Origin of the sequence: Neptuniibacter sp. QD29_5, assembly GCF_047778125.1 — a bacterium.
Classification (GTDB): Bacteria; Pseudomonadota; Gammaproteobacteria; order Pseudomonadales; family Balneatricaceae; genus Neptuniibacter.
The window spans coordinates 1,788,980-1,811,562 of record NZ_CP180556.1 but is presented as its reverse complement, the minus strand read 5'-3'; the positions used below and the strand labels follow the sequence as shown (position 1 = coordinate 1,811,562).

Sequence of the window (22,583 nt, the reverse complement as noted above, 5' to 3'; positions counted from 1 at the left end):
TCCTTACAGTTCTAGTTGCTTTTCAGGGTTAGCGGTCAGATCGGTGTAGATGTCATTTACACGACAGTCTTCACACATCTTTAATCGTTGAATGGCATCGCCTTGGAAGAATCGATGTGAGCTCAATTTCTCGATCATCTTGTCAACAGTGCGTTTAGGCGCAAATGGCTTACCGCAAGAGATGCATTCAAATGCTTCGTCTGTATGGATCTGAACGGGGATTGCGCGTTCAGCTTTCAGATTTAGCTGTGTAACAAGCTCAATTGCATTTTCAGGACATGCGCTTTCGCACATGCCGCATTGCACGCAGCTTTGTTCACGGAAATTAAGGGCCGGCATTTCTCCGCCATCAGTCAGAGATTGGGTGGGACAGACGGCAACGCAAGACAGGCACAAAGTACAGCTCGAGCTGTTTACGTTGACCTGACCGAAAGGAGCGCCCGCCGGCAAGGCAATAGAATCTTGATTTGCAGTTTCGCCATGCTCAGTTAAATGCTCTAGAGCAACGAATAATGCTTCACGTTTATTTGTCTCAGTTACAACTGAAATAGTTGGGATGGTGCGGTAAGACGAAGCAGCTTGGGCGTTAGGCAGATCATCTTGTGTGATTAGTTTAATCTGCTCAGTAGAGTAGCCTAACCCTTCAAGCATAGCGTGGGTTGTTTTTAATTCACGTTTAAGCAGATCGCGAACCATATCAGGGACATTAGGTGTATCTAGCAGTAATACTTGCTGTGCACCAGAGGCTAAACTAACTAACCAGCTTTCCTGTCCTGCTGCTGCCACTTCTTCTAGTGAAACAGGTAGAACATTGTCAGAAAGAAGTTCTGGTTGGTTGGCAATGATCTCAGCGCCAACTTCATGATCATGGATTAGAATCGTTGGTGCTGTGCCGCCGTTATTCTGATAAGTAGAAATCAATCGGTGCAAATAATTATGCAGCATCACCGGTTGAGGTAATGCGTAAGAGATCGCTCCTGTAGGGCAGGCTGTAGCACAACCACCAGCACCATGGCACATATGAGGATTGATCTCGATTAAATCTTTAAAAGAGGTAATAGCATCCGCAGGGCAAACATCCAAACAGCGAGTACAGCCCGTTTGACCGCGATTACTGTGTGCGCAGATGTCGTTATTAATTTGGAAGTAACGAGGCTTTTCAAATTCACCAATGTAGTTCGGTAGCTCTTCGATGACTTCAGAAAATGTGCTGCTTTCAGGTGAAACGTGGAAGTAGCCTGCAGGCGTTAGATCTGTGGTGAATAGAGACTCTTGGCCTAAATTTAAAATCAGATCAAAGCAGTTTTTATTCTGAGCAATCTTTGCGAAATTTTCGTTATTACCCTGATGATCGATAGTAACTTGAAACTGACCTAGGAAACCTTTGATCTGGCTAAGTTTCGCAGTGTGAACTTTAAGCTCAGGCGATGCGTCAATTGCGCGTTGTAGGTGATCAGTATCAGTATTGCTAATTGGGTCGGTAGCAAGAAGAGTGATGCTTGCCATGCCGGACAGTTGTGCTGCAGCTAAACGAATAGTGTCCTCGGCACCCGTAATCAATAGGTGACCGTAGGTGCTGTAAGTTACTGTCGCAGGCGCTAGGTTCTGCGGAAAAGATACTTGTTTTATCGCCAAATCACGTGCTTTGGCGTTTACACTCTGCTCTGTCGTCATTCTCTACCTCACTGACTGAAATAGGGTGCATTCTGTCGATGCTTTAGTCTCTATTTCAGGGGCGACTCAAACGTTTAGGTTTTTCGTCACAATTTGTTGTTTATATAAAGCAATCGGAGAACCAGTTTTTGGCTGTAAAAATTCCCCTAAAGCGCATTTAGGTCTGTCGTTTTTGTTTTTCTTAGGTCGGGGTGGGACAAAGTGTCTCTATGAGTCAAAAAGGGTTGAGTCATTCCGACTCTTTGTCCTAAGTTGCTGAAAAAATTAGCATTCAAGATCGGCATCGCCTAAGTCATCAGAATCGTCTAGATCACTAAAGTCGTGGCTTTCGACCTTGGTCGTATCGCTGATACTCTCTTGATCTTCTTCGGTCTCGCCGCTAACGCCTTCTTTAAATCCTTCTTCGGCTTCCTCGATTTTTTCATCGGCCCAACTTCGAAGTTTAGAAACAACTTCTTGGGTAAGTGCAGGCATTTTGCTGAAATCTTCATCGTAATCGTTAAGGCCATCACGAATGTTGAACTCAGGTAATCTGAATAGTTTTCTTAGGGCGAGATTACGAAGTTCTTCTGATACACCAGGTGAAAAAAACTGCTCGAAATTGGAATCGTTATCCAGTGATTCAATATCTGGCATATCTTCATCGGTTAGAGGTGGTAACTCTTCGGTATCAACAGTTTCCTCTGAAAGAGAGGCTTCTGTTTGAGATTCTTCTATTGGCTCAGCTTGCTGCTCAGCTTTACGTTGTGACCAGCGAGAAAAAAATGATTGGTTATCGCTCACTGCTACGTCCCTTGCCTTTTTTCTTCTTTTTACCGCAATCGATTAGTTCACCGTGTATGCCTAGGTAGGTGTCTATCCAGCATTGAACGGCCTGCGGCATCGCAACTTCTAACATCTTATGTTCGCCATCCATAAAAGAAGCAGCGTCGTCTTGGCTAGCTGTTATGTGGATTGGCGTTAATGCGTTGTCCATCTCGTCTTCATTGCATAAGACAAAGAGGTGTGGTTGCTGAGAGTCTAAGTTAAAGCGATAGGCTGTTCGTTCATCTTTGTGAAGATCTAAATCAAGGTGGAAGAAGTCAGGCTTATCGTCTTGATGAGGCTCAATGGCATCTATCTGCCAGCGTTCTGTATCCCAGCCGTTAACTTCAATGCTTTCAACTGAAAGAGAAACTTGAAGTGGCCAGTTATCTGTTGTTTTTGTTGCAGACATTTTTTGTCTTCCGTCGTGGGGAATTCTCCTTTGTAGTTCTGCAAACTACGGGCCATCTCTTTATTTAATAGCTGTTGAGCGTGAATAGGTGGGCTTAGAGGTGCTTAATGCGCAAATGCTATGACAATTATTCCCATGTTTCTAAAGAGTTGGGACAAAATGACCCACTAATAATGACCTAGTACTTACTGGAAGCAGAGTTAAATGTATTAATTGGTAGAAAATATAAGGTTATCGCAAGGTAGGAACGTAAATTGCTACTAAGGAGAGAAAGTTACGAAGAAGATGGCGTGACGCTGTATTAATAGAGTTGGAATATGCAAAACGTGTCAGAAATCATAATAAGTAATGCATCTGCGCAGCTTACTCACGAAGTAGAGGCGATCGACGAACAAGGACATGTTCGACAGGTTCAAATTGCCTGTGAACGCCCATTAACGATTTATCTAAATAAAAGAGAGATTGTTACCTTAATGACTTTGGGTGGTGATCCTGAAGCGTTAGTCCTTGGTTATCTTCGAAATCAGGGCTTTATACATTCTCTATCTGATCTTAAAGCAATACAGGTAGATTGGGGTGTTGAAGCAGCAGCCGTTGTAACCCATGGCGAACCTGAAGGCTTGGAGGAAAAGCTTCAGCAGCGCACAGTGACTAGTGGTTGTGGTCAAGGCACGATGTTTGGCAGCGTAATGGAAAAGCTTGAGGAGGTTAGATTACCTGAAGTAACGATTAAGCAAAGTACTGTTTATGCGCTGTTAGATAACCTTAATAAGCATAACGATACCTATAAGAACGCGGGTGCAGTACATGGTTGTGCTATCTGCGAAGGTGACCAAGTGGTTTCTTTTATTGAAGATGTTGGTCGTCACAATGCAGTCGATACACTTGCTGGGCGTATGTGGCTTCAAGGAATAGATACCGATAATAAGATTTTCTACACAACGGGGCGCTTAACATCTGAGATGGTTATTAAAGTTGCGCAGATGGGGATTCCTGTATTGCTGTCTCGCTCAGGTGTAACCCAGATGGGTTTAGAGTTGGCCAGAGAGTTGGGTATCACGATGTTGGCTCGAGCCAAAGGTAAGCATTTTCTACAGTTTAGTGGTAATGCATCATTGATCAGAGATGTGCAGTTACCGCCTAAGCAAAATTCTGTTAAGCAAGCAAGAACGGAGGCATAAGATGAGTGATATGTCTCAAGCGTTTATGAATGTTAAGCAGTTGGCTGATTATTTGCACCTGAACGAGAAGAAAGTGTATGCAATGGCTGCTGAGGGTGAGATTCCTGCAACTAAACTGACTGGTAAATGGTTGTTCCCCAAGTCACTGGTAGATCGCTGGTTGTTGGAGAGTTGTCATAGCGGCATGATGGCTGATCGTTTGCTGCTATCTGGTAGCGATGATCCGTTATTGCAGGCTACTGCTAATAGATTGACGCAACATCTTAGAACTAAAGCGTTATTTAGTTACACAGTAACGGGTACAAAGCTTGGTTTGGAATTGCTAGCTCAGGGACATGCTGATGCTTGTGCGATTCATTGGGGGCGTGCAGAGGAGAGTGATGTGCGTCATCCTGCGCTGTTACAGCAATTCTCGCAATCAAAGCATTGGATTTTGGTCCACCTCTTTAATCGAAGCCAAGGTTTGATTGTTCGACCGATGGACCTTGAGCGTATGCAAGACCCAAATGAGGCGCTGGATTACAGTACTCGTTGGGTGACTCGTCAAGAAGGAGCTGGTTCGCAGCGATTTTTGAATGAATGGTTGGCTGGTCATGCTTTCCCGCAGGATCAACTTACTGTAGGAAGTGTAGCTTTCTCGGAACGAGAAGTAGCGTCTTTAATTGCAAAGGGTGAAGCTGACATAGGTCCAGGTACATTGAGTGCGGCAAGAGAGTTTGGTCTTGGTTTTATTCCTGTATGTGATGAAAGCTTTGACCTAGTTGTTCCGCGAAATGTTTATTTCCGTAACTTACTGCAAAACCTTTTTGAATTCCTTCAGAGCCCTGAGGGGCTTTCCTTGGCTCAGCGCCTTCAGGGGTATGATTTGAGTCGTTGTGGTCGTTTGATTTGGAGTTCTGATCCAGGTTAAGCGTTCATCGAACGTCTGTTGGTTCTTTCTGCAGCTGCAAGGCCATCCAGAATGCCTTCTACTCCGCCATCTCCAGTAGGGTTGGCGGTTTTTAGTAGATGGACTTTAAACATAGTTCCAAGCTCTTCTTCAGAGCGTACAGTGATATCACCGCCATGGCGGCGGATAATGCCGTAGCTCACAGAAAGGCCTAATCCTGTTCCGCTTTTCTTGGTAGTAAAGAATGGATCAAATATACGTTCTAGATGTTCTTCGGATATGCCTTTGCCCTGGTCAATAACACTAATTGTAGCGCCTTTCGTTTCGCCATCTTCAATCCAATCATCTGTTTGAATGGTTACTGCACCCGGGCCTTCTAATGCGTGGGAAGCGTTGAGTATTAGGTTGACTAGAACTTGCTGTACTTGCTGGCAGTTAACTTCAACAGGGCAGGTTGCATGATAGTTTCGCTCTACGACCACTTGTTGTTTTTCAAGGGCATGGGAAACGAGTTGTAAAGTGTCATCGCTAATGCTGTTGAGTTGTAAGTGCTCGTATTGTTCTAGGTATTGTCCAGGGCGGCTGTACTGAAGTAAGTTGTTAATCAGAGAGCGGATTCTATAAACCTGTTCAATAACCATGTCAACTTCATCCTGCGCTGGCTTTACAGCGTCGCCAAGCTCCGCTACCAGTAGATCCATATTTCCAAGAATTACCGCTGCTGGGTTGTTAATCTCGTGAGCAATACCTGCAGTAAGCTCACCCAATACAGCCAGCTTTTCTTTATCAAGAAGCTGCTTTCGGGTGCTTTTAAGTAGTTTGATATGCTGCTTGAGCGCATCCGTACGATTTTTTAATGAGCGTGTTCTTTTTTCAACTGTTATCTCTAGCTGGTCATTTGCTTGCCTGATCTGTTTTTCGCGCTCTTCAATTAGATCAAGCATGACATCGAACTGTTCAGCGAGCTCAACCAATTCATCGGCGGCTTCAAGTTGACCAATACGGTGGTCTGTTTCACCGTTACGAATGTCTGTTACAACTTTATGGATTTTATTCAGTGGGCGGATAATAAGTTGAGTCTTTTTGAATACGAGCACGGCTGAAACAAGCATGATGAGTGCGATCAGGGATGCTGATTCGATCAGTGTTTTATAATAGATCTTTGTAAAAGGAGCCTCTGTAAAGCCTGCATAAATCATCCCTATTTTCTTATTGTTGAAATCGAGTAGGGGTTTATAGGCTGAGATATACCAATCGTTTACTACAAAGGCTCTATTTATCCAAGTGTCACCTTTGCGTAAAACTTCTTTCCTAACTTCCGCAGATACCCGTGTTCCGATTGCGCGTTGTTTTAGGGTAAGCGGGGTAGAGGATTTGAATGACTTTCTTTCTTGGGGAACGTTAGTGCTGATACGTACGTCATCAAGAAAAAGGGTAACGGTTCCAATTCCACCTTCTGGCAAAGTGCCTTCGCCGTAAACTAGATCGCGAATGGTATCTACAGCATCGGTGGTGTTATTAAGGATGGTGCCAGAATCTAATACGCCGATTAGATGACCAAAATCATCTGTAATGGGTACGAGTGCGCGGAGCACCATTGAGCGGTCTTCAACTGTTCTATTGCTTGGGATAGCGCGCGGGGTGTCAATCAAATTGATGTGGCCTTTATCGCCAAGGCCCATATTAATTTGGTCTAGTTCATCTTTGTGTATAACAGCGAGGCCGGTTAGGTTTTCTTTTAATAACAATCTTTTATATAGATTTTGTAAAGATGGTTCTTGAGTTGATGACAGTTCTACGGCATCGATGAATCTTAAGAAATCTAAGGAGCGGCTTTGGCGGATTTCATGTAGCTGTCCTTGCAAAGCGTGACGGTTATTTTGCTGAAGGTTAGTTCTGAATTCGTAGCTATTACCGAGCTGCATCAAAATATTTTGATGTTCTTGTTGCATAAAATTAAGTGTTCCGCTGGCCACTGAGAGGTCAGCGCTAACCTTCATGTAGAGCTGGCGGTCGGTATAGCTGGTAGTCCAATAGGCCGCCATAATGGCAAAGCCAATGGCGGTTAACAGCAAAGGTAGAAGGGTTAATAGTAGAAGTTTATGTCTTAGGGTGCTGCTGAAATTATACCAACTGGATTTCATGCAGGGATCTCATCAACCGTTTCGTCTTGTTGTGCCCAAGCAGATAATTTACGATCTAGAGTTTTTCTGGATACACCAAGCTCCCGTGCTGTAGAGGACTTGTTGCCAGAATGTTGTTCTAAAGTTAGCAGTATATGGTGTTTTTCAACTTCATCTAATGACCAGCCAGCGAAGCTGCCACAAGCTTTAGGTTCGCTGCTGTCTTGCTCTTTGAAGTAATCTGCAGGGAGCTTGCCTAAGAGAATGCAGCGTTCTATCAAGTTTTTCAGTTCACGAATATTTCCCGACCAGTTATAAGACTGCATGGCTTTAAGGTCGTCATGGGTAAATGGGATAGGTGATAGGCCTAGTTCACGCGACAACTTTACTGAAAAATGATGGATCAGATCTGGAAGATCCTCTCGACGGTCCCGTAATGGAGGAAGGGTAATACTGAGTACGTTCAGGCGGTAATAGAGATCTTCGCGGAAGCGATTTTCAGCTACTTCTTCTTTAAGTAGGCGGTTGGTTGCTGCAATGATGCGTACATCAACGCTGGTTTCTTGCTCGCTACCTACAGGCCTAACGGCTTTTTGTTCTAAGGCACGAAGAAGCTTAGCTTGCATAAGCAGCGGGATTTCACCAACTTCGTCAAGGAATAGGGTGCCGCCGCTGGCAAAATTAAACAGACCTTCACGAGCTTTGTTTGCGCCAGTGAATGCGCCTTTGGTGTGTCCAAATAGTTCGGCTTCTAATAGATCAGGCGCAATGGCGCCGCAGTTAACCGGTACAAATGGACCGCTTCGATTGCTTAGTTGATGAAGCATGCGTGCAGCAAGCTCTTTACCTGTTCCTGTCTCACCTTCAATTAATACTGCAGAAGGCGTGTTAGCCACACGATGTATGACGTCTAATACCTGCTTAATTGCTGGTCCTGTGCCAATCATATCGGTCATAGGGAAAGCGTTATCAACTTCACGTCGCAAAACGAAGTTAGCTCTTTCCATGGCGCGTTTGTCGAGGCAGCGATCTACAGCATTCATCATCTGCTCAAGGCGGAATGGTTTGAGAATAAAATCAGAAGCACCGGCTCTAAGTGCCTGAATGGCTGTATCTAGATCAGCGTAGGCGGTCATAAAAATGATATCGCTGCTGCGATTGGTATCTTCGAAGGCTTCATGCCATTCCATGCCTGAGCGGCCTGGAAGCTTTATATCAACGATAAGAAGGTCAAAGTGGCAGCGTTTTCTAAGTTCTTCTGCTTCTTCAACGCTCCCTGCCGTTTCTACTAAGGCGAATCGTTTAGCGAGAGCTTTGTGTAAAAAGCTTCTCATGCCAACTTCATCATCAACAACCAATACTGATACAGCGGGTGCTTGCGTGCCTTGCAGAGGTGAATTCATTTCAGCTCAAATCTCGAAAAATGACCGTGATGGTAATGCTTGGGAAAGGAATCCAATTCTATTGGACATTTTGTCCCAGTCAATGCTTTGTGTGGTCATTATGACTCATAAATCTGGAAAGGGTGATAAGACTATTGTTTCATTTTTTCGCAAGTAGTCTAAGAATTGCTGAATTATTAATCAAAACGACCTGTTTTGGTGCGAATAATTATGTATTAAAGTCTAAAAAGTAAGTTGCCCTATATCTTTGGCATTTAAATTGCTCTTTTGGGTGTCAGGCACGCTAAAATTGCCTGCACAGGGTGTGTGTGGCGCGTGTACTGGATAAATCATAATTAATAAATAAGGAATGAAGAGATGAAAAAGTGGATCGCGGCAGCCCTCTCCACAACTATTTTGGCAGCAACTTCAGTTACAGCGGTTGCTGAAGAGCAAATTATCCGTCTTGCAACGACAACAAGTACGTATAATTCTGGTTTGCTAGATAAGTTGTTACCTGTATTTGAAAAGCAGCATGACGCTAAAGTTCAGGTAATTGCTGTAGGCACAGGTAAGGCGTTGCGTATGGGTGTGGCAGGTGATGTTGATGTGGTTATGACTCACGCACCTAAAGCTGAACAAAAATTCGTGGATGGCGGTTTTGGTGTTAGCCCTAAAAGCGTTATGTACAACGATTTCGTTATCGTTGGCCCTGCAACTGATCCAGCAAAAATCAAAGATTCTAGTAATGTTGCAGATGCTTTAGCGGCTATCGCAAAAGCTAATGCAGATTTTATCTCTCGTGGTGACGATTCAGGTACACACAAAAAAGAGCTTTCTCTATGGGCGGCAACTACTCAAGGAAAAGAGTTTGCTAACTATAAAGAAGTAGGTCAGGGCATGGGTAAAGTGCTTCAGATCGCTGATGAGCTTAATGGTTATACAATGACTGACCGTGGTACATGGTTAGCGTATGAAGATCGCCTACAGCTGAAGCTTTTGGTTCAGGGTGACAAACGTTTGTTCAACCCATATCAGATCATTCAGGTTAACCCAAAACTACACAATGGTTTGAATGTTAAAGGTGCTGAACAACTTTCTAACTGGTTCGTATCTTCTGAAGGTCAAAAGATGATCAATGATTTCCGTATCAAAGGTAAAGCTTTGTTTCATGGTTCTGCACAAGCAGAAGTAGCTACTAAGTAAACTATTATTTAGTATGTCGCCTGTGTAGGCTAACTGATTGCTTTCACAGGCTCTTTTTCCTGATGTAGTAGTAAATAATGCAAGATAATCTTTTAGAAACATCCATGTTGGCTCTGCAGTTATTGTTTAGTTTGGATGCAGATCTCTGGAATATCATTGGTGTTTCTTTTCGAGTTTCAATTACAGCGATCGCTATAGCAACGATACCCGCTATTTTAGTGGGTTTTTTATTGGCGATGTGTGACTTTAAAGGGCGTTCAATTGTAATTGCCCTTTTTAATGCGCTAATGGCAGTACCTACAGTAGTGGTAGGTCTCACTCTATATCTTATGCTGTCCCGTAGCGGGCCATTTGGGGATCTTCATCTGTTGTTTACCCAGCCTGCCATGATTATTGGTCAGGTTATGCTGGCGTTTCCGCTTTTGGTTTGTATGAGTCATTCTGCTTTTCAAGCCGTTGATAGAAGGGCTTGGGAAACTGCGCGAACATTAGGTGCAGGTTACACTTTTTCAATTATCACGATTATGCGTGAAGCAAGATTCGCTTTACTTGCCGTCGTGGTAGCAGGTTTTGGTCGAATTATCTCAGAAGTTGGCTGTTCGATGATGGTCGGTGGCAACATTATGGGTTATACGCGAAACATTCCTACAGCGATTGCGCTGGAAACGAGTAAAGGGATGTTCGCTCAGGGCGTGGCGCTTGGTTTGGTTTTGTTGGTGCTGGCTCTGTTTTTGAATTTTACCTTGGCATCAGTGCGGGGCAAAGGTCAGGCTGTTTAGCGGCTTGATTGTGAGGATGTAATGAGTATCGAATTAAATGCTAGCAATCTGGTAAAACGTTTTGACCAACGAGAGTTATTTAATATTGATAAATTGACGTTGAAAGAAGGTGAAAGTTTTCATCTGAGTGGTGATAACGGTGCCGGTAAAACAACGTTGATGAAAATCTTGGCAGGCTTAGATAAGCCTTGTGAAGGCACGGTTACGGTAACGCCGAATAAACGTAGCTTTCTGAATACTAAATTGCATCCTAAGGTCGTTTATCTGCACCAAACACCTTACATCTTCGCTGGCACAGTGAAAGATAACATTGCTTATGGCTTACGTCTTCGTGGTGAATCTAGGCAAAAAATCAAAATGCTAGTCGATAAAGGATTAGCTTGGTCTCGCTTAGAGTCTTTGGCTGAACAACAGGCGCATTCGTTGTCGGGCGGTGAAAAACAACGTTTGGCGCTTGCTCGTGCGTGGGTTTTAAATCCTGGTTTACTATTTCTTGACGAGCCAACAGCTAATCTAGATCGGAAATCGGTAGAAACCGTTGCTGAATTAGTTAAAGAGATGGTTGATGGCGGTACGGCTGTAATGGTTTCCAGTCATCAAAGTAATTGCGTGACTGAGCTTTGTCAGCGCAACTTATTGTTAGAAAATGGTTCTATAAAAGAAACAGCTCAATTAAATGAGGCTAATCAATATGCATAACCCTGATCAAGTAACTGCCGTCATTCTTGCTGGTGGTATGGCTCGCCGAATGGGGGGCGTAGATAAAGGCTGGATGGAGCTAAATGGTAAGCCACTAATTAAGCATGTTTTAGATGTCGTGCAGCCGCAAGTAGCTCGCTGCATGATCAACGCAAATCGTAGTATGGATGCTTATGGCACATTGGGTTTGCCGGTTATTTCTGATCTTGAAGGTGATTTTCAAGGGCCTCTGATGGGTATTGCTACTGGTCTCCATCATGCTGCCACTGATTGGGTATTGTTTGCTCCATGTGATGGGCCGTTTCTTCCTCCAGTCTTAGTTCGTCGCATGTTGCTTCAAGCGCGTGAACAGAAGGCCGAAATTGCTGTAGCAACAGATGGTAAGCGTATGCAGCCGGTTGTTGCTTTAATTCATCGCGATCTACTTGAGAGCGTCCAAAAAGCATTAGCTTCAGGCGAGCGCAAAATTGATCGTTGGTATGCTCAGCATAACTGCACGGAAGTCGATTTCTCTGATTTTCCAGAAGCTTTTACCAATGTTAACCGTCGTGATGATCTTGATGATCTTCAACAGATGCCTAAATTGCTTGGTTTTGCGGCTTGGAGTGGTACAGGTAAAACCACGTTACTGAAAAAGCTGATCCCGGCTCTTAAAGAAGACGGTATTCGTGTTGGCGTGATCAAGCATGCTCACCATAAATTCGATGTTGATCACCCTGGTAAAGATAGCTATGAGCTGAGAAAAGCGGGCGCTGATCAGATGTTGATTAGCTCTGGTAAGCGCTGGGCCTTAATGGTTGAGCAGGATCAGGGTGATCGACCCTCTTTAAACCACATGCTAAGCCGTATGGACCATTCTTTATTGGATCTAGTTTTGGTCGAAGGTTTTAAGCAGGAGTCTTTTCCAAAGATTGAATTGCACCGTACAGAGATCAATAAAGGCCTAATGTACCTTGAAGATGAAAACATAATTGCGGTGGCTTCGGATGAGCCATTACAATTACATCGTGAACTACCGTTGTTTAACATTAATGACACAGACGAAATTCTGCGTTTTATTAAAGAGTACATCAGCTAGGTAATTGATTGATGAGCGAAGTGTTGAGTTGTTTTGATCCGGCTGCTAATCCGGGTGGTATGTTACCTGTTACTGAAAGTATTCAGACCATACTCAATCAAATTGATGTTAAAAGCAGCACTGAAACTGTAGCTGTCTCCGAGGCGGTTAATCGCATTTTGGCTGTAGATATAGTTTCTGGTATTAATGTTCCTCAACAACGAAACTCTGCAATGGACGGTTATGCTGTAGCAGCTGATTGTGTATCTGGTGAATCCTTAGATGTCATTGGTCGTGTGTTTGCGGGTGAGGCTTTCTCGGGTGAGGTTGGTTTTAATCAGGCAGTAGAAATCATGACGGGTGCGCCTGTCCCTCAAGGGGCTGACAGCGTCATTATAAAAGAAGCATGTGCGCGAGAGGGTGAGCAATTAACTTTCGTGGGGCCGGTCAAAAAAGGGCAGAATGTCCGAGAGGCAGGTGAGGACATCGCTGAAGGAGAGGCGGCGCTTAAGGCAGGTTGTCTTTTGCGTCCTCAAGAGTTGGGTTTAATTGCTTCACTAGGTCATACCGAAGTAACAGTTTATCGATCTTTAAAGGTTGCCATCTTTTCGACGGGCGATGAAGTTACAGCACAAGGTCAGCCTCTACCCGAAAACTGCATTTACGATACAAATCGCTTTTCTCTCACTGGGCTCTTGCAGCGTTTAGGCTGCGAGGTCATTGATTATGGCATTATCGAAGATTCGCAGCAGGTAATGGAGGAGGTCTTACGAAAGGCATCCAATGAAGCCGATATGGTGATCTCTTCTGGTGGTGTATCTATGGGGCAGGCCGACTTTATTAAAGATGCGTTGGCTGCTGTAGGTGAAATCAATTTCTGGCGCATAGCGATGCGTCCAGGTCGTCCATTAGCTTTCGGCAAGCTGGGCAATACGCCGTTTTTCGGACTGCCGGGTAACCCTGTTGCGGTGATGGTAACGTTTACGCAGTTTGTGCAGCCTGCGCTGCGTAAAATGGCGGGGGAGATAAATTGGCAACCAAGACGTATGGTGGCAATTGCTGAGACTTCTCTTCGATCTAGGCCGGGTAGGACTGATTACAGCCGTGGTGTTTATTCAATTAATGACAATGGCGAATTGGTTGTTAGGTCCACAGGTAGCCAAGGGTCTGGGATTTTGACCTCTATGGTTTCTGCAAATTGTTTAATCGAAATCTCTGATGAATTTGCGAGTATTGAGACCGGGCAAAAGGTCATAATTCAGCCATTCTCAGATCTAATCTGAAGAGCTTTTCGATTTTTTAAATAAGGGCTGATTCAGGCACTTTTTTGTACCTGAATTTGTCATATCGCTTTCATTGTTTGGTCATAAAAATAAGGTTTCATTAACTAACTTAATCAAGCTCGTAACGGGCTGTTAGTAATGAATTAGGACTGATAGATGAGTAGCAAACTTCGATTGGCTAATTTGCCATTAGAGCAGGATGAAATGGAAGAAGACTATATGGGTGGTCAATACGCGGATCATCAACGTAGGAAGGTAGCGAAAGGAAAGCGCAAGAAGCAGGGCTCTGATAATTATATGGAACAGCGCTCTTTAAAGCGTGATTTCGATATGAATATGCCGAGTTTCTAAGTTGTTTGCATAAAAAAGGAGCTTATATAAGCTCCTTTTTTATTGGATTTAGCATATTTGGCTAGCGCTTTTTCTTTGCAGAAGACTTGCGGCCAATAACTTGGGTGCGCGTTGCTTTATTGTGCTTCTTCTTAGGGCCTTTCTTGTGAATGCGCTTTCTCAGACCTTCACGACTGCCCACCTCGTAGCCTTTGCGGAATATGCGTTTAATTGGTGTGCCAATAAGGCGCTCAATACTGTCTAATGCGCTTTCTTCCTCTCGGCTGACGAAAGATATAGCTTTGCCTTGAGTGCCTGCTCGGCCTGTTCGACCCACACGGTGTACATAGTCTTCAGCCAGGTAGGGAAGATTATAATTTACAACGTGCTCTAATCCTTGAATATCTAAGCCGCGAGCGGCAATTTCGGTTGCAACGAGTACTTGGATTTTACCCGCTTTAAAGTCTGCAACAGCTCTGCGGCGAGCGCCTTGGCTCTTATCGCCATGGCAAATAACAGCTTCAATACCGTCGACTTTAAGGTCAAGCATCAGCTCGTTAGCTTGTGCCTTGGTGCTGGTGAATACCAATACTTGGAACCAATTTTCTTCCTGTATAAGCTCCGCAAAAAGATCTGCTTTACGCTTCTCTTCTACTGGGTAAACAACATGATCAACTGTGTCTGCAATTGAGTTCTGTCTCGCTGCTTTGATCTGATCGGGCTTCTTTTGAATCTTTCTGGAAAGTTTATGAACCGCATCGGATAGTGTGGCAGAGAAGAGCAGGGTTTGTTTAGAAGACGGTGTTGCTTCCAGGATAGTCAGTACATCCGTAACAAAGCCCATGTCTAGCATGCGGTCGGCTTCATCGAGTACAGCAAATTCAGTTTTGCTTAGATCGACATTGCTGCCACTAAGGTGTTCGATTAAGCGGCCTGGTGTGGCAATCAGTACGTCTGCACCGTGACGCAATTTCTTCTTCTGGGTGTCTAGGTTAACGCCACCATAAACGGCTAAGACACGAAGATTCAGGTGTTTATTATAGCGGCCAATCGTTTCTGCAAGCTGCTGTGCTAGTTCGCGGGTAGGCGTCAGGATAATTGAGCGAATCTGTCGCTCTGCTAAGTCGCGCGGATTATCGGAAATTTTCTGCAGAATTGGGATGGAAAAGGCTGCTGTTTTACCTGTACCTGTTTGGGCATTGGCAAGCAGATCTTTGCCGCGGCGGCCGGGCACAATTGCTTGCTCTTGAATTGGGGTCATGTCTGTATAGCCGCATTCATCCAGAGCTTGTTGTAACTCAGGTGATAGGTCTAGCGATGAAAATTTCATATTGCCCCTCAAGAGACTTGCAAAAAGCGGCAATTATAAAGCAATTTAGTCTAATTAGTCATAGTCGCGTGACACAGATCATACTATGTTAAGTACTAAAGTAGGCAAACGCTTGTTTGATGAATTATAGTAGACTCATAAACAAGGTAGTGCTTATAACTGATTGAATAGAGAAGAGAAATGGCGTTCGAAGATAGTAAAAAACTGACAGTAATCTTCCGTATCGAACCAGGTTGTTTAGGTCCTGAAGGGTTGAGTCATGTTGATAAATTTTGCATTCAAGCAGGTTTAAAATTACAAAGATCCGCGCCAGCTTATATCACATGGCAGGTTGAGCCGCGTCATGATAAAACACTTCCTGAAATTGATTATGCCATACTTGGTAGGGCGTTAAGCCGTGATCATGCTAAGCGTTACTTAAGTCACTTCGATCAACAGATCGATAGTTTCGAAATGGAAGCTTTTGATGAGCTTCCAGATATTATTGATCAGTATTTTGGTCGCTAATACCTAACTTTCCTTTCGCTAATCTTTTAGATCTGCTTGCTATACTTAAGCTCACTAGGGTTCACCCTTAAAGAGTTTAGGTATATGCATGCGTTCCTATCTTTTTCTCATTGCTTGTTTTTTGTTACCTCATTCCAGTTTTGCAGAGAAGCAGGTTATCAATATCGCAGCCATTGATTGGTGCCCGCAGATTTGCCCTGAAGCTGACAAGCCGGGTTATATTATCGATCTGGTTAAGCAGATCTATAGTAATACGCAGTATGAAATAGATATTCGTATATATCCCTGGAGTCGAGCCTTATCGATGACTCAACAGGGGCGTGTCCATGCTGTTCTATCTCCAGCTAAGCCTGAGGCGCCGGATCTTCTTTACCCGATTAATGAAGTGGGTACACAGCGGATGTGCTTTTTTACTGATAGAGAAAAGCAGTGGCAGTACGAGAATATGCATAGCCTGAAGAACAAACAGTTTGGCTTATCTACAGACACATCTATTGAAGAATTAAATGATTACGCGTTACTTCATCCTGAGCAGTTTCAGTATTTGCCTTACAATGAGCGCCACATAGTCCAGCAAGCTAAAAAAGTGCTACGTAATCGGATTCATGCTTTCTTGTTTACATACAACAGCACTGTTTATACGTTAAAAAACGCGGGTAAGTGGTATAGGTTTAAAAGTGCAGGTTGTGTACAAGAAGCAAATATCTATATGGCATTTTCACCGCAAATTAATATGCAAGATGATGTTAAGAAAATGATGGAGGTCTTTGATGAAAAAATGGCCATCTTAAAGCGCGGAGATGGTATTTCGCAGGTGATGAGCCATTATGGTTTGGATGATTGGAGAGCTAAATAGGTTTACCATCGAAACTTTGCTTAGTAATCAAAAGGTGAAATTTCACCAGAATAATCGAGCTTATTCCCGCAATGATTGCAGTAAGAAGCACTAGCTTTTTGCTCGCTGTTACAAACTTTGCAAGTGACTTTGATAGAATCCCGCTTTGCTCGATGGTCTATTACATCTGCCATCTTTTCTTTTAAGTCTGCGCTACATTCAATATCGCTCTCTTGAACAATATTCCATAGAGATTCTGTAATTAGCGAGAGTGTTTCTAACTTTAGTTCTAAGGCGTTAATCCGGGCTGAATTGATCTCAGACTCAAGCGTTGGTCTAGATTCTAGTGTTTTTTCGACAGTGGCTTGATCTTGGTCGGTCATAACAATGCCTTGGTCGGCTAAAGCGTAATTTGAGGATTGGGTAAGTGTAATCGCTTGTTGTGATTAGCGATAGGGGAAAGGTATAGCTCTTTAAACGGTTTTAAAGAGCTATAGATTGGCTTGCCTATTCTTCGTCTAGAAAATAGACAGAACCTTGAAGAAGTAGTGCCTTCAATAGTTGTAGATTTTCTTCTGTGGATTCTATCTGATCGTGATACAGATTGGCGCAAAGACTTTCGGCCAGCGTTACTTGTCCTTCTGAGCATGCGCAGCCTTTGCCATCAACGAACAAAATAAAATGATCGTCTAGTCGGTTAAAAGCAAAGCGAGAGCCCTCACTGCGACAAAGTGGTATTCCGGCTTCTAATAGCTCGGCGATCTCTTCCTCGTCCATTTCGCAGACTTGATCAGCACCGTGCTCAGGATTCTTTGGTTCGGTCATAAACTGGCCAAACCAGTGAGTTAGTAGCTCAGGGCTGTCGATGTATTCCTTCAGTGCTGATTTTACGCGTTCCAGTGCGTCATCTGTAATTTCACCTGGGTTTGCTTGTAGAGCAAGATCTGAGTCGCTATAGCGGTCTTCTGCTTTTGTAATATCAGATAGATAATCGGTAAAGCCAGACATCATCTCTTGATGAGAAGGTGCTCTAAAGCCTACAGAATAGGTCATGCAGTCATCGCCAATAGCAAAGCCGTTATGACCAACGCGTGGTGGTACATAAAGCATATCACCAGGCTGAAGATCCCATACATGCTCTGATTCCCATTCAGGCAGAATCATTACTGGTACGTCTGGGCGACGTGGTGAATCTTCACCATAGATGCCGCCAACTTCCCAGCGTCGAGTCCCTGAAGCTTGGATAAGAAAGACATCGTAATTATCGTAATGTGGGCCTACGCCACCACCGTCAGCTGCATAGCTGATCATAAGATCGTCGAGACGCCAATTTGGTACAAAACGGAAATGCTCAAGTAGCTCGTTTGCTTCTGGGATCCAGTGATCGACCGATTGCACAAGTAGGGTCCAGTGCGAGTCCGGGAGTTCAGCGAAAGTTTCTTCCTGTAGAGGGCCGTGTTTCAAAGACCAATCTTTGCCGTCCGGTGACTGTGTAATCAGACGCGATTCTACGTCTTCCTCTAGTGCCATGCCGGCTAACTCGTCTGCCGTAACAGGAGGCTCAAAATCAGGAAAGGCGTTGCGAATAAGTAAAGGCTTCTTCTGCCAGTATTCAGCTAAAAATGTTTCAATGCTGATGTCACCAAACGGGGATTTCACTAGTCAATTAACTCCATAAGCTGTTCGATTGCTTCTTCCATTTCAGCGTAAACTTTACGCTTGTCACGATTGGCTAGAGCAGCAAGCTTATTGTTACCAACTTTCTTGATGCCTTTCTGTAGGGTTGTAACACATTCGCGAATGCCGGCAGCGTTATAACCAACCGTTTTAGACTCTTGGTGCATCTTTTCGATGTTGTCGCGAAGCTCATCAGCTTGTTTTAGTAGTGCTTGTAAATTCTCTTCCATCTTTTGGCCTTGTCGTAAGTTATATCTTTGTAGTTATTTTTTTAGTTTTTCGACCGTTTCTTCAATTGAAGTTAGAATGCCGCGAAGCATATTAAGCTCAGTTCTCTCAGGGCGTGAGCGATTGAAGTAACGGTGTAATTTTTCCAGTACTTTACCCTCATGCTGAGGGATGATGAAATCGGTCAAACGTAGCACTTTCTCTAGGTGCTCGTAGAACAGGGCCATCTCTTTATGGCGAGGGTATTCGCTTTCGATTTCGTCATAGCTTTTGTTTTCCGCTGCCATAAAGATCTCGTAGCAAAGTAGCTGGATTGCTTGAGATACGTTGAGCACCGGATACTCAGGGTTAGCAGGGATGTAAACATGGTAGTTACATTGCGCTAATTCATGGTTATGAAGGCCCATAGTTTCACGACCAAATACAATAGCAACTTCGCCTGATTTAGATTCAGCTACTACACGTTCCGCGCCTTTGCGCGCATCTAAAAGAGGGCGGTCGAAGGTGCGTTTAGTGCGCGCGCTCGTACCAATCACTAGTTGGCAATCACCAATCGCTTCTTCAAGCGTATTAACGACAATAGCGCTATCTAGTAGGTCTTTTGCGCCAGCAGCGCGAGAATCGGCTTCAGCGCTCGGGTAATCTTCTGGTTCAACCAGATAGAGTTTGCTTAGCCCCATGTTTTTCATGGCGCGTGCAGCTGCGCCAATGTTGCCGGGGTGGAATGTATTGATCAGTACAACTCGAACGTTAGATAACATCTTTAATGGTTCTCACAATGAATCTATAAAACGATTCAGATCATATATGAATCGCTCTTTATGCCATAAATGTGGAGAGTGATCGGATTGCTCATAAATATGCAATTCCGAGCCCTCGATACTCTTATTAACCCACTGTTGTAGCTCTGTGCTATAAAACTGGCTTTCATCGCCGTAGATCAGCAGGGTAGGTAGTTTAATACTAGATACAACGTCTCGGTAATCCTGCTGGGTAATGCTATCCCAGCATCGGGTTAGCAGTTCACCTGGTTGTTTCTGCAGATATTCGCGCATCTGCTGGAAACCGCGGGAATTTTGTTCGTAATTTTCTCTGGAACGTTGATTCTTACCAAAGGCAATCAGTTCAAGTACTGCCTCGGCGAAATTATCGGCCAGTCGGTGAATAAAGGCGCTGTTAACTTCTTTACTGAAATCACTGTATACACCATGCTGCCATTCATCGTCAGTAACTAACTTAGGTGATTGGTCGACAATGCAAAGCCCGCGGAGGCGCTTATCACCATGTCGACGTAAGTATTCCCACGAAGTCAGTGCCCCCATTGAGTGACCAACGAGGACTGCGTCTTCTATCTGAAGGTGATCGAGCATGGCTTCTAGGTCATCTGCCATCGCAGGCAAGCTAATATTGCTCTCTTCATGATATTGGTGAGCACCATGGCCACGTGCATCCCAGCTTACCACGCGGTGGTTTTCTGCAAGCTCAGAAGCAAAAGGGAGCCATTCACGAACACTTGCCGTCCAACCGTGAAGAAAAACTAGGGTGGTTTCTCCTTCACCAAGAGAGATGTAATGGATCTCAGTGCCGTCTGGTCGTGTGAAGTGTTCCATGAGGGTAATTTGTGCCTTATATAAAAAACGGGGCTATAGCCCCGTTTCATGCAACTGATTATTTAGATCAGCTTAGATCTTTTTAGCTTGATCAACAGCGTTACCGATGTAGCTATGAGGAGTCAGTTCTTTAAGAGACTGCTTAGCTTCTTCTGGCATGTCCAAAGTATCAACAAACGCTAGGATTGTTTCTTTGCTCATGTCCTGGCCGCGAGTTAGCGCTTTTAGCTTCTCGTAAGGCTCTTCGATAGCGTAACGACGCATTACTGTTTGGATAGGTTCTGCTAGAACTTCCCAAGCATTTTCTAGATCTTCGTTCAGCTGAGCTGGGTTTAGCTCAAGCTTGCTGATGCCTTTCAGGCTAGACTGGTATGCGATTAAGCTGTAACCGAAACCAACGCCCATGTTACGTAGAACAGTAGAGTCAGTTAGGTCACGCTGCCAGCGAGAAATCGGTAGTTTCTGCGCTAGGTGGCTCATGATTGCGTTCGCAATGCCCAAGTTACCTTCGGAGTTTTCGAAGTCAATTGGGTTAACTTTATGCGGCATAGTAGATGAGCCAACTTCGCCAGCAATCGTTTTCTGCTTGAAGTAAGCCTGAGAAATGTAGCCCCATACGTCACGATCGAAGTCGATTAGAATCGTGTTGAAACGAGCAACTGCATCGAAAAGCTCAGCGATGTAGTCGTGTGGCTCGATCTGAGTTGTGTATGGGTTGAAAGATAGGCCAAGGCTTTCAACGAAGTCTTTAGCGTTCTGTTCCCAGTCGATGTCAGCGTAAGCAGATAGGTGAGCGTTGTAGTTACCAACCGCACCGTTGATCTTGCCTAGAAGCTCAACATTCTTAAGCTGTTTAATCTGACGCTGCATACGGTAAGCAACATTCGCCATCTCTTTACCAACAGTTGTTGGAGAAGCCGTCTGACCGTGAGTACGTGAAAGCATTGGCTGCTCTGCAAATTCACGACCCATCTTAGCGATTTCGTCAGTTACTTGCTGCATCTGTGGAACGACAACATCAAGGCCGTTTTTCAGCATCAGTGCGTGAGAAAGGTTGTTGATGTCTTCAGATGTGCAGGCAAAGTGAACAAATTCATTGATCGCCATTAGCTCAGCGTTATCTTTGAATTTGTCTTTAATGAAGTACTCAACCGCTTTTACGTCGTGGTTGGTAGTACGTTCGATCGTTTTAACAGCCTGAGCGTCTTCAGGACCGAAGTTATCAACGATCGAGTTCAGCAGAGCATCAGCTTCAGAGCTTAACGCTGGAACTTCAGTGATTTGTGGATGCGCAGCTAGTTTTTGTAACCAACGAACTTCAACTTCAACGCGGAAGCGAATCAGGCCATATTCACTAAAAACATCACGCAGGTCAGCTGTTTTGCTGCCATAGCGGCCATCAACCGGAGAAACGGCTGTCAGTGCAGAAAGCTCCATGAATCGATCTCTACCTTTTAGGTTAAAAAGAAGGCGCGCATTATACCTGAGTCGAGTGACTTTTCGTAGGGGTATATGGATAAAGGGCGGCCCAAGTTCTAAGCTTAAATTGTCGCTACATAATATAGCTAAATTTAGCTGAAATTGAGGAGGGTAGTTATATGACTATGTCTGTTACCGGCTCCTTTGGGTCCAGCGACCAAACCAAACTGGTATTTGATGACCTAATGGCTAATGGAGTGCCAAGAGAGCAAGTATTCATAGATAAAAGCTGCAATATGGTCAAAGTATTGATAGCTGACGCTGCGGAGAGTGATATCGAAGCTATGCTTCGAAGTCATGATGCAAATGAGTTATCGGTTCGTCACGCGTAACTTTGTAATCGATATATAAATAGGCAAATAAAAAACCGGATGCTTTAACGAGTTATCCGGTTTTTTGTTTAGCTAAATGCCGTGTTCGCTTATGAGGTGCCCATGATTTTTTTAAGGGAAGGGCGTAAACGTGATTTAAAGAACAGTAACTGCCAGCGTTTACCGCCTTTCTGACGCCATAGCATTGCACTACGAATACCGGCTAATAATAACGCACGTATCTTTGCTGCGTTTTCACTGTTTTGTAGGTGGCGCGGGTCGCCCGTTACTTGAATTCGGAAGCTAAAGCTACTGATCGTATCTTGGTAAAGGCTAGCGATATTTGCGATTACATTGGGATGACAGTAACTGCTTGCAGTTGGTTCGCTATCTGGCTGTTCAGAATTAAAATAGCGTGCTTGCTCAGATACCTGAGCTAAACGTTGCGCTACTTTATTTAACATCTCTGGGTCGCTACTAAGCTTGCGCTCAAGGTGCATCATGCTCAGTGCGTAGCGAATAACATCTTTGTTATGTTCTGCTCGCGGCTTATCAATCAGATCTCTTAGGTTTTGTAGGCCTAAGTGTAGATTGAAAGGTAGGTCGTTGGCGCCGCCATAGATTTCTTCAGTCGATGCAGGGTTTAACTGCATGATGCTATAGACCGATGTTTCTAAGCTGTCTTGAGCAACCATGCCTCTCGTTGCAATTTGTTCAACGAGAGCGGCTGCTTGAAATAAACCAGCTAGGCCCAGCGCTTGTTCGTCATGCTGTCGTGACATTGGGG

The 22,583-nt window shown here is 44.2% G+C and carries 24 protein-coding genes; 11 read left to right on the top strand and 13 right to left on the bottom strand.

What is annotated here, in order from left to right:
• Nucleotides 1-3 precede the first annotated feature (3 nt).
• From ACMXYR_RS08440 to ACMXYR_RS08430, 3 genes are all read right to left on the bottom strand, one after another.
• Nucleotides 4-1,674 carry a 4Fe-4S binding protein gene (locus tag ACMXYR_RS08440; protein ID WP_415901207.1) on the bottom strand — a complete coding sequence of 557 codons (1,671 nt, stop codon included), beginning with the start codon at nucleotides 1,672-1,674 and terminating at the stop codon, nucleotides 4-6.
• A gap of 264 nt (nucleotides 1,675-1,938) precedes the next feature.
• Entirely contained in the window at nucleotides 1,939-2,457 is a 519-nt protein-coding gene (locus ACMXYR_RS08435) for a DUF3306 domain-containing protein (RefSeq protein ID WP_415901206.1), read from the bottom strand.
• On the bottom strand, nucleotides 2,447-2,890 hold the full coding sequence (locus ACMXYR_RS08430; protein ID WP_415881333.1) for a DUF3305 domain-containing protein: 444 nt from the start codon (nucleotides 2,888-2,890) through the stop codon (nucleotides 2,447-2,449). Before ACMXYR_RS08430 ends, ACMXYR_RS08435 begins: the two co-directional genes overlap by 11 nt.
• A gap of 326 nt (nucleotides 2,891-3,216) precedes the next feature.
• Here ACMXYR_RS08430 and fdhD point away from each other — a divergent pair, with 326 nt between their 5' ends.
• Nucleotides 3,217-4,071, top strand: coding sequence for a formate dehydrogenase accessory sulfurtransferase FdhD (fdhD, locus tag ACMXYR_RS08425; protein WP_415901205.1), 855 nt, complete (start codon nucleotides 3,217-3,219; stop codon nucleotides 4,069-4,071).
• A gap of 1 nt (nucleotide 4,072) precedes the next feature.
• Nucleotides 4,073-4,981: a substrate-binding domain-containing protein gene (locus ACMXYR_RS08420; protein WP_415901204.1), complete on the top strand. Its 909-nt coding sequence runs from the start codon at nucleotides 4,073-4,075 to the stop codon at nucleotides 4,979-4,981.
• Here ACMXYR_RS08420 and ACMXYR_RS08415 read toward each other — a convergent pair.
• Together ACMXYR_RS08415 and ACMXYR_RS08410 are read right to left on the bottom strand one after the other, a co-directional pair.
• Entirely contained in the window at nucleotides 4,978-7,104 is a 2,127-nt protein-coding gene (locus tag ACMXYR_RS08415) for a cache domain-containing protein (protein ID WP_415901203.1), read from the bottom strand. The genes ACMXYR_RS08420 and ACMXYR_RS08415 overlap by 4 nt on opposite strands.
• Nucleotides 7,101-8,486, bottom strand: a complete 1,386-nt coding sequence (locus ACMXYR_RS08410; RefSeq protein ID WP_415901202.1) for a sigma-54-dependent transcriptional regulator — start codon at nucleotides 8,484-8,486, stop codon at nucleotides 7,101-7,103. The genes ACMXYR_RS08415 and ACMXYR_RS08410 overlap by 4 nt, the downstream gene beginning before the upstream one ends.
• Before the next feature lie 357 nt (nucleotides 8,487-8,843).
• Here ACMXYR_RS08410 and ACMXYR_RS08405 point away from each other — a divergent pair, with 357 nt between their 5' ends.
• The 6 genes from ACMXYR_RS08405 to ACMXYR_RS08380 all read left to right on the top strand — a co-directional run bounded on the left by ACMXYR_RS08405 (nucleotide 8,844) and on the right by ACMXYR_RS08380 (nucleotide 13,840).
• Nucleotides 8,844-9,671 carry a substrate-binding domain-containing protein gene (locus ACMXYR_RS08405; protein ID WP_415901201.1) on the top strand — a complete coding sequence of 276 codons (828 nt, stop codon included), beginning with the start codon at nucleotides 8,844-8,846 and terminating at the stop codon, nucleotides 9,669-9,671.
• Nucleotides 9,672-9,748: 77 nt separating this feature from the next.
• Entirely contained in the window at nucleotides 9,749-10,450 is a 702-nt protein-coding gene (locus ACMXYR_RS08400) for an ABC transporter permease (protein WP_415901200.1), read from the top strand.
• Nucleotides 10,451-10,471: 21 nt separating this feature from the next.
• Nucleotides 10,472-11,149: an energy-coupling factor ABC transporter ATP-binding protein gene (locus tag ACMXYR_RS08395; protein ID WP_415901199.1), complete on the top strand. Its 678-nt coding sequence runs from the start codon at nucleotides 10,472-10,474 to the stop codon at nucleotides 11,147-11,149.
• A complete protein-coding gene (mobA, locus tag ACMXYR_RS08390; protein WP_415901198.1) occupies nucleotides 11,142-12,227 on the top strand; it encodes a molybdenum cofactor guanylyltransferase MobA in 1,086 nt (361 codons plus the stop codon). The genes ACMXYR_RS08395 and mobA overlap by 8 nt, the downstream gene beginning before the upstream one ends.
• Before the next feature lie 11 nt (nucleotides 12,228-12,238).
• A complete protein-coding gene (locus ACMXYR_RS08385) occupies nucleotides 12,239-13,489 on the top strand; it encodes a bifunctional molybdopterin-guanine dinucleotide biosynthesis adaptor protein MobB/molybdopterin molybdotransferase MoeA (RefSeq protein WP_415901197.1) in 1,251 nt (416 codons plus the stop codon).
• Between the two features lie 156 nt (nucleotides 13,490-13,645).
• Nucleotides 13,646-13,840, top strand: coding sequence for a hypothetical protein (locus ACMXYR_RS08380; protein ID WP_415901196.1), 195 nt, complete (start codon nucleotides 13,646-13,648; stop codon nucleotides 13,838-13,840).
• A 61-nt stretch (nucleotides 13,841-13,901) separates the two neighbouring features.
• On the opposite strand, the gene ACMXYR_RS08375 is transcribed toward ACMXYR_RS08380, so the two are convergent.
• Nucleotides 13,902-15,149: a DEAD/DEAH box helicase gene (locus ACMXYR_RS08375; RefSeq protein ID WP_415901195.1), complete on the bottom strand. Its 1,248-nt coding sequence runs from the start codon at nucleotides 15,147-15,149 to the stop codon at nucleotides 13,902-13,904.
• Nucleotides 15,150-15,329: 180 nt separating this feature from the next.
• Here ACMXYR_RS08375 and ACMXYR_RS08370 point away from each other — a divergent pair, with 180 nt between their 5' ends.
• Nucleotides 15,330-15,656 (top strand): hypothetical protein, encoded by a 327-nt coding sequence (locus ACMXYR_RS08370; protein ID WP_415881320.1) that lies wholly within the window; start codon nucleotides 15,330-15,332, stop codon nucleotides 15,654-15,656.
• Nucleotides 15,657-15,744: 88 nt separating this feature from the next.
• Nucleotides 15,745-16,512 (top strand): hypothetical protein, encoded by a 768-nt coding sequence (locus tag ACMXYR_RS08365; protein ID WP_415901194.1) that lies wholly within the window; start codon nucleotides 15,745-15,747, stop codon nucleotides 16,510-16,512.
• Nucleotides 16,513-16,532: 20 nt separating this feature from the next.
• On the opposite strand, the gene ACMXYR_RS08360 is transcribed toward ACMXYR_RS08365, so the two are convergent.
• The 6 genes from ACMXYR_RS08360 to purB all read right to left on the bottom strand — a co-directional run bounded on the left by ACMXYR_RS08360 (nucleotide 16,533) and on the right by purB (nucleotide 21,443).
• Nucleotides 16,533-16,874 (bottom strand): hypothetical protein, encoded by a 342-nt coding sequence (locus ACMXYR_RS08360; RefSeq protein ID WP_415901193.1) that lies wholly within the window; start codon nucleotides 16,872-16,874, stop codon nucleotides 16,533-16,535.
• A 124-nt stretch (nucleotides 16,875-16,998) separates the two neighbouring features.
• Nucleotides 16,999-18,150 (bottom strand): JmjC domain-containing protein, encoded by a 1,152-nt coding sequence (locus tag ACMXYR_RS08355; RefSeq protein WP_415901192.1) that lies wholly within the window; start codon nucleotides 18,148-18,150, stop codon nucleotides 16,999-17,001.
• A complete protein-coding gene (locus ACMXYR_RS08350) occupies nucleotides 18,150-18,398 on the bottom strand; it encodes a hypothetical protein (protein WP_415901191.1) in 249 nt (82 codons plus the stop codon). Before ACMXYR_RS08350 ends, ACMXYR_RS08355 begins: the two co-directional genes overlap by 1 nt.
• 33 nt (nucleotides 18,399-18,431) lie before the next feature.
• Complete coding sequence (locus ACMXYR_RS08345) at nucleotides 18,432-19,157, bottom strand: RNA methyltransferase (protein WP_415901190.1); 726 nt, start codon at nucleotides 19,155-19,157, stop codon at nucleotides 18,432-18,434.
• A 12-nt stretch (nucleotides 19,158-19,169) separates the two neighbouring features.
• Nucleotides 19,170-20,006: an alpha/beta fold hydrolase gene (locus tag ACMXYR_RS08340; RefSeq protein ID WP_415901189.1), complete on the bottom strand. Its 837-nt coding sequence runs from the start codon at nucleotides 20,004-20,006 to the stop codon at nucleotides 19,170-19,172.
• Nucleotides 20,007-20,078: 72 nt separating this feature from the next.
• Nucleotides 20,079-21,443: an adenylosuccinate lyase gene (gene purB / locus ACMXYR_RS08335; protein WP_415901188.1), complete on the bottom strand. Its 1,365-nt coding sequence runs from the start codon at nucleotides 21,441-21,443 to the stop codon at nucleotides 20,079-20,081.
• Nucleotides 21,444-21,604: 161 nt separating this feature from the next.
• Between purB and ACMXYR_RS08330 the strand changes: the two genes are divergently transcribed.
• Nucleotides 21,605-21,817, top strand: coding sequence for a hypothetical protein (locus ACMXYR_RS08330; RefSeq protein WP_415881312.1), 213 nt, complete (start codon nucleotides 21,605-21,607; stop codon nucleotides 21,815-21,817).
• An 89-nt stretch (nucleotides 21,818-21,906) separates the two neighbouring features.
• Here ACMXYR_RS08330 and hflD read toward each other — a convergent pair whose 3' ends face one another.
• Entirely contained in the window at nucleotides 21,907-22,578 is a 672-nt protein-coding gene (gene hflD / locus ACMXYR_RS08325; protein ID WP_415901187.1) for a high frequency lysogenization protein HflD, read from the bottom strand.
• Nucleotides 22,579-22,583: the final 5 nt, after the last annotated feature.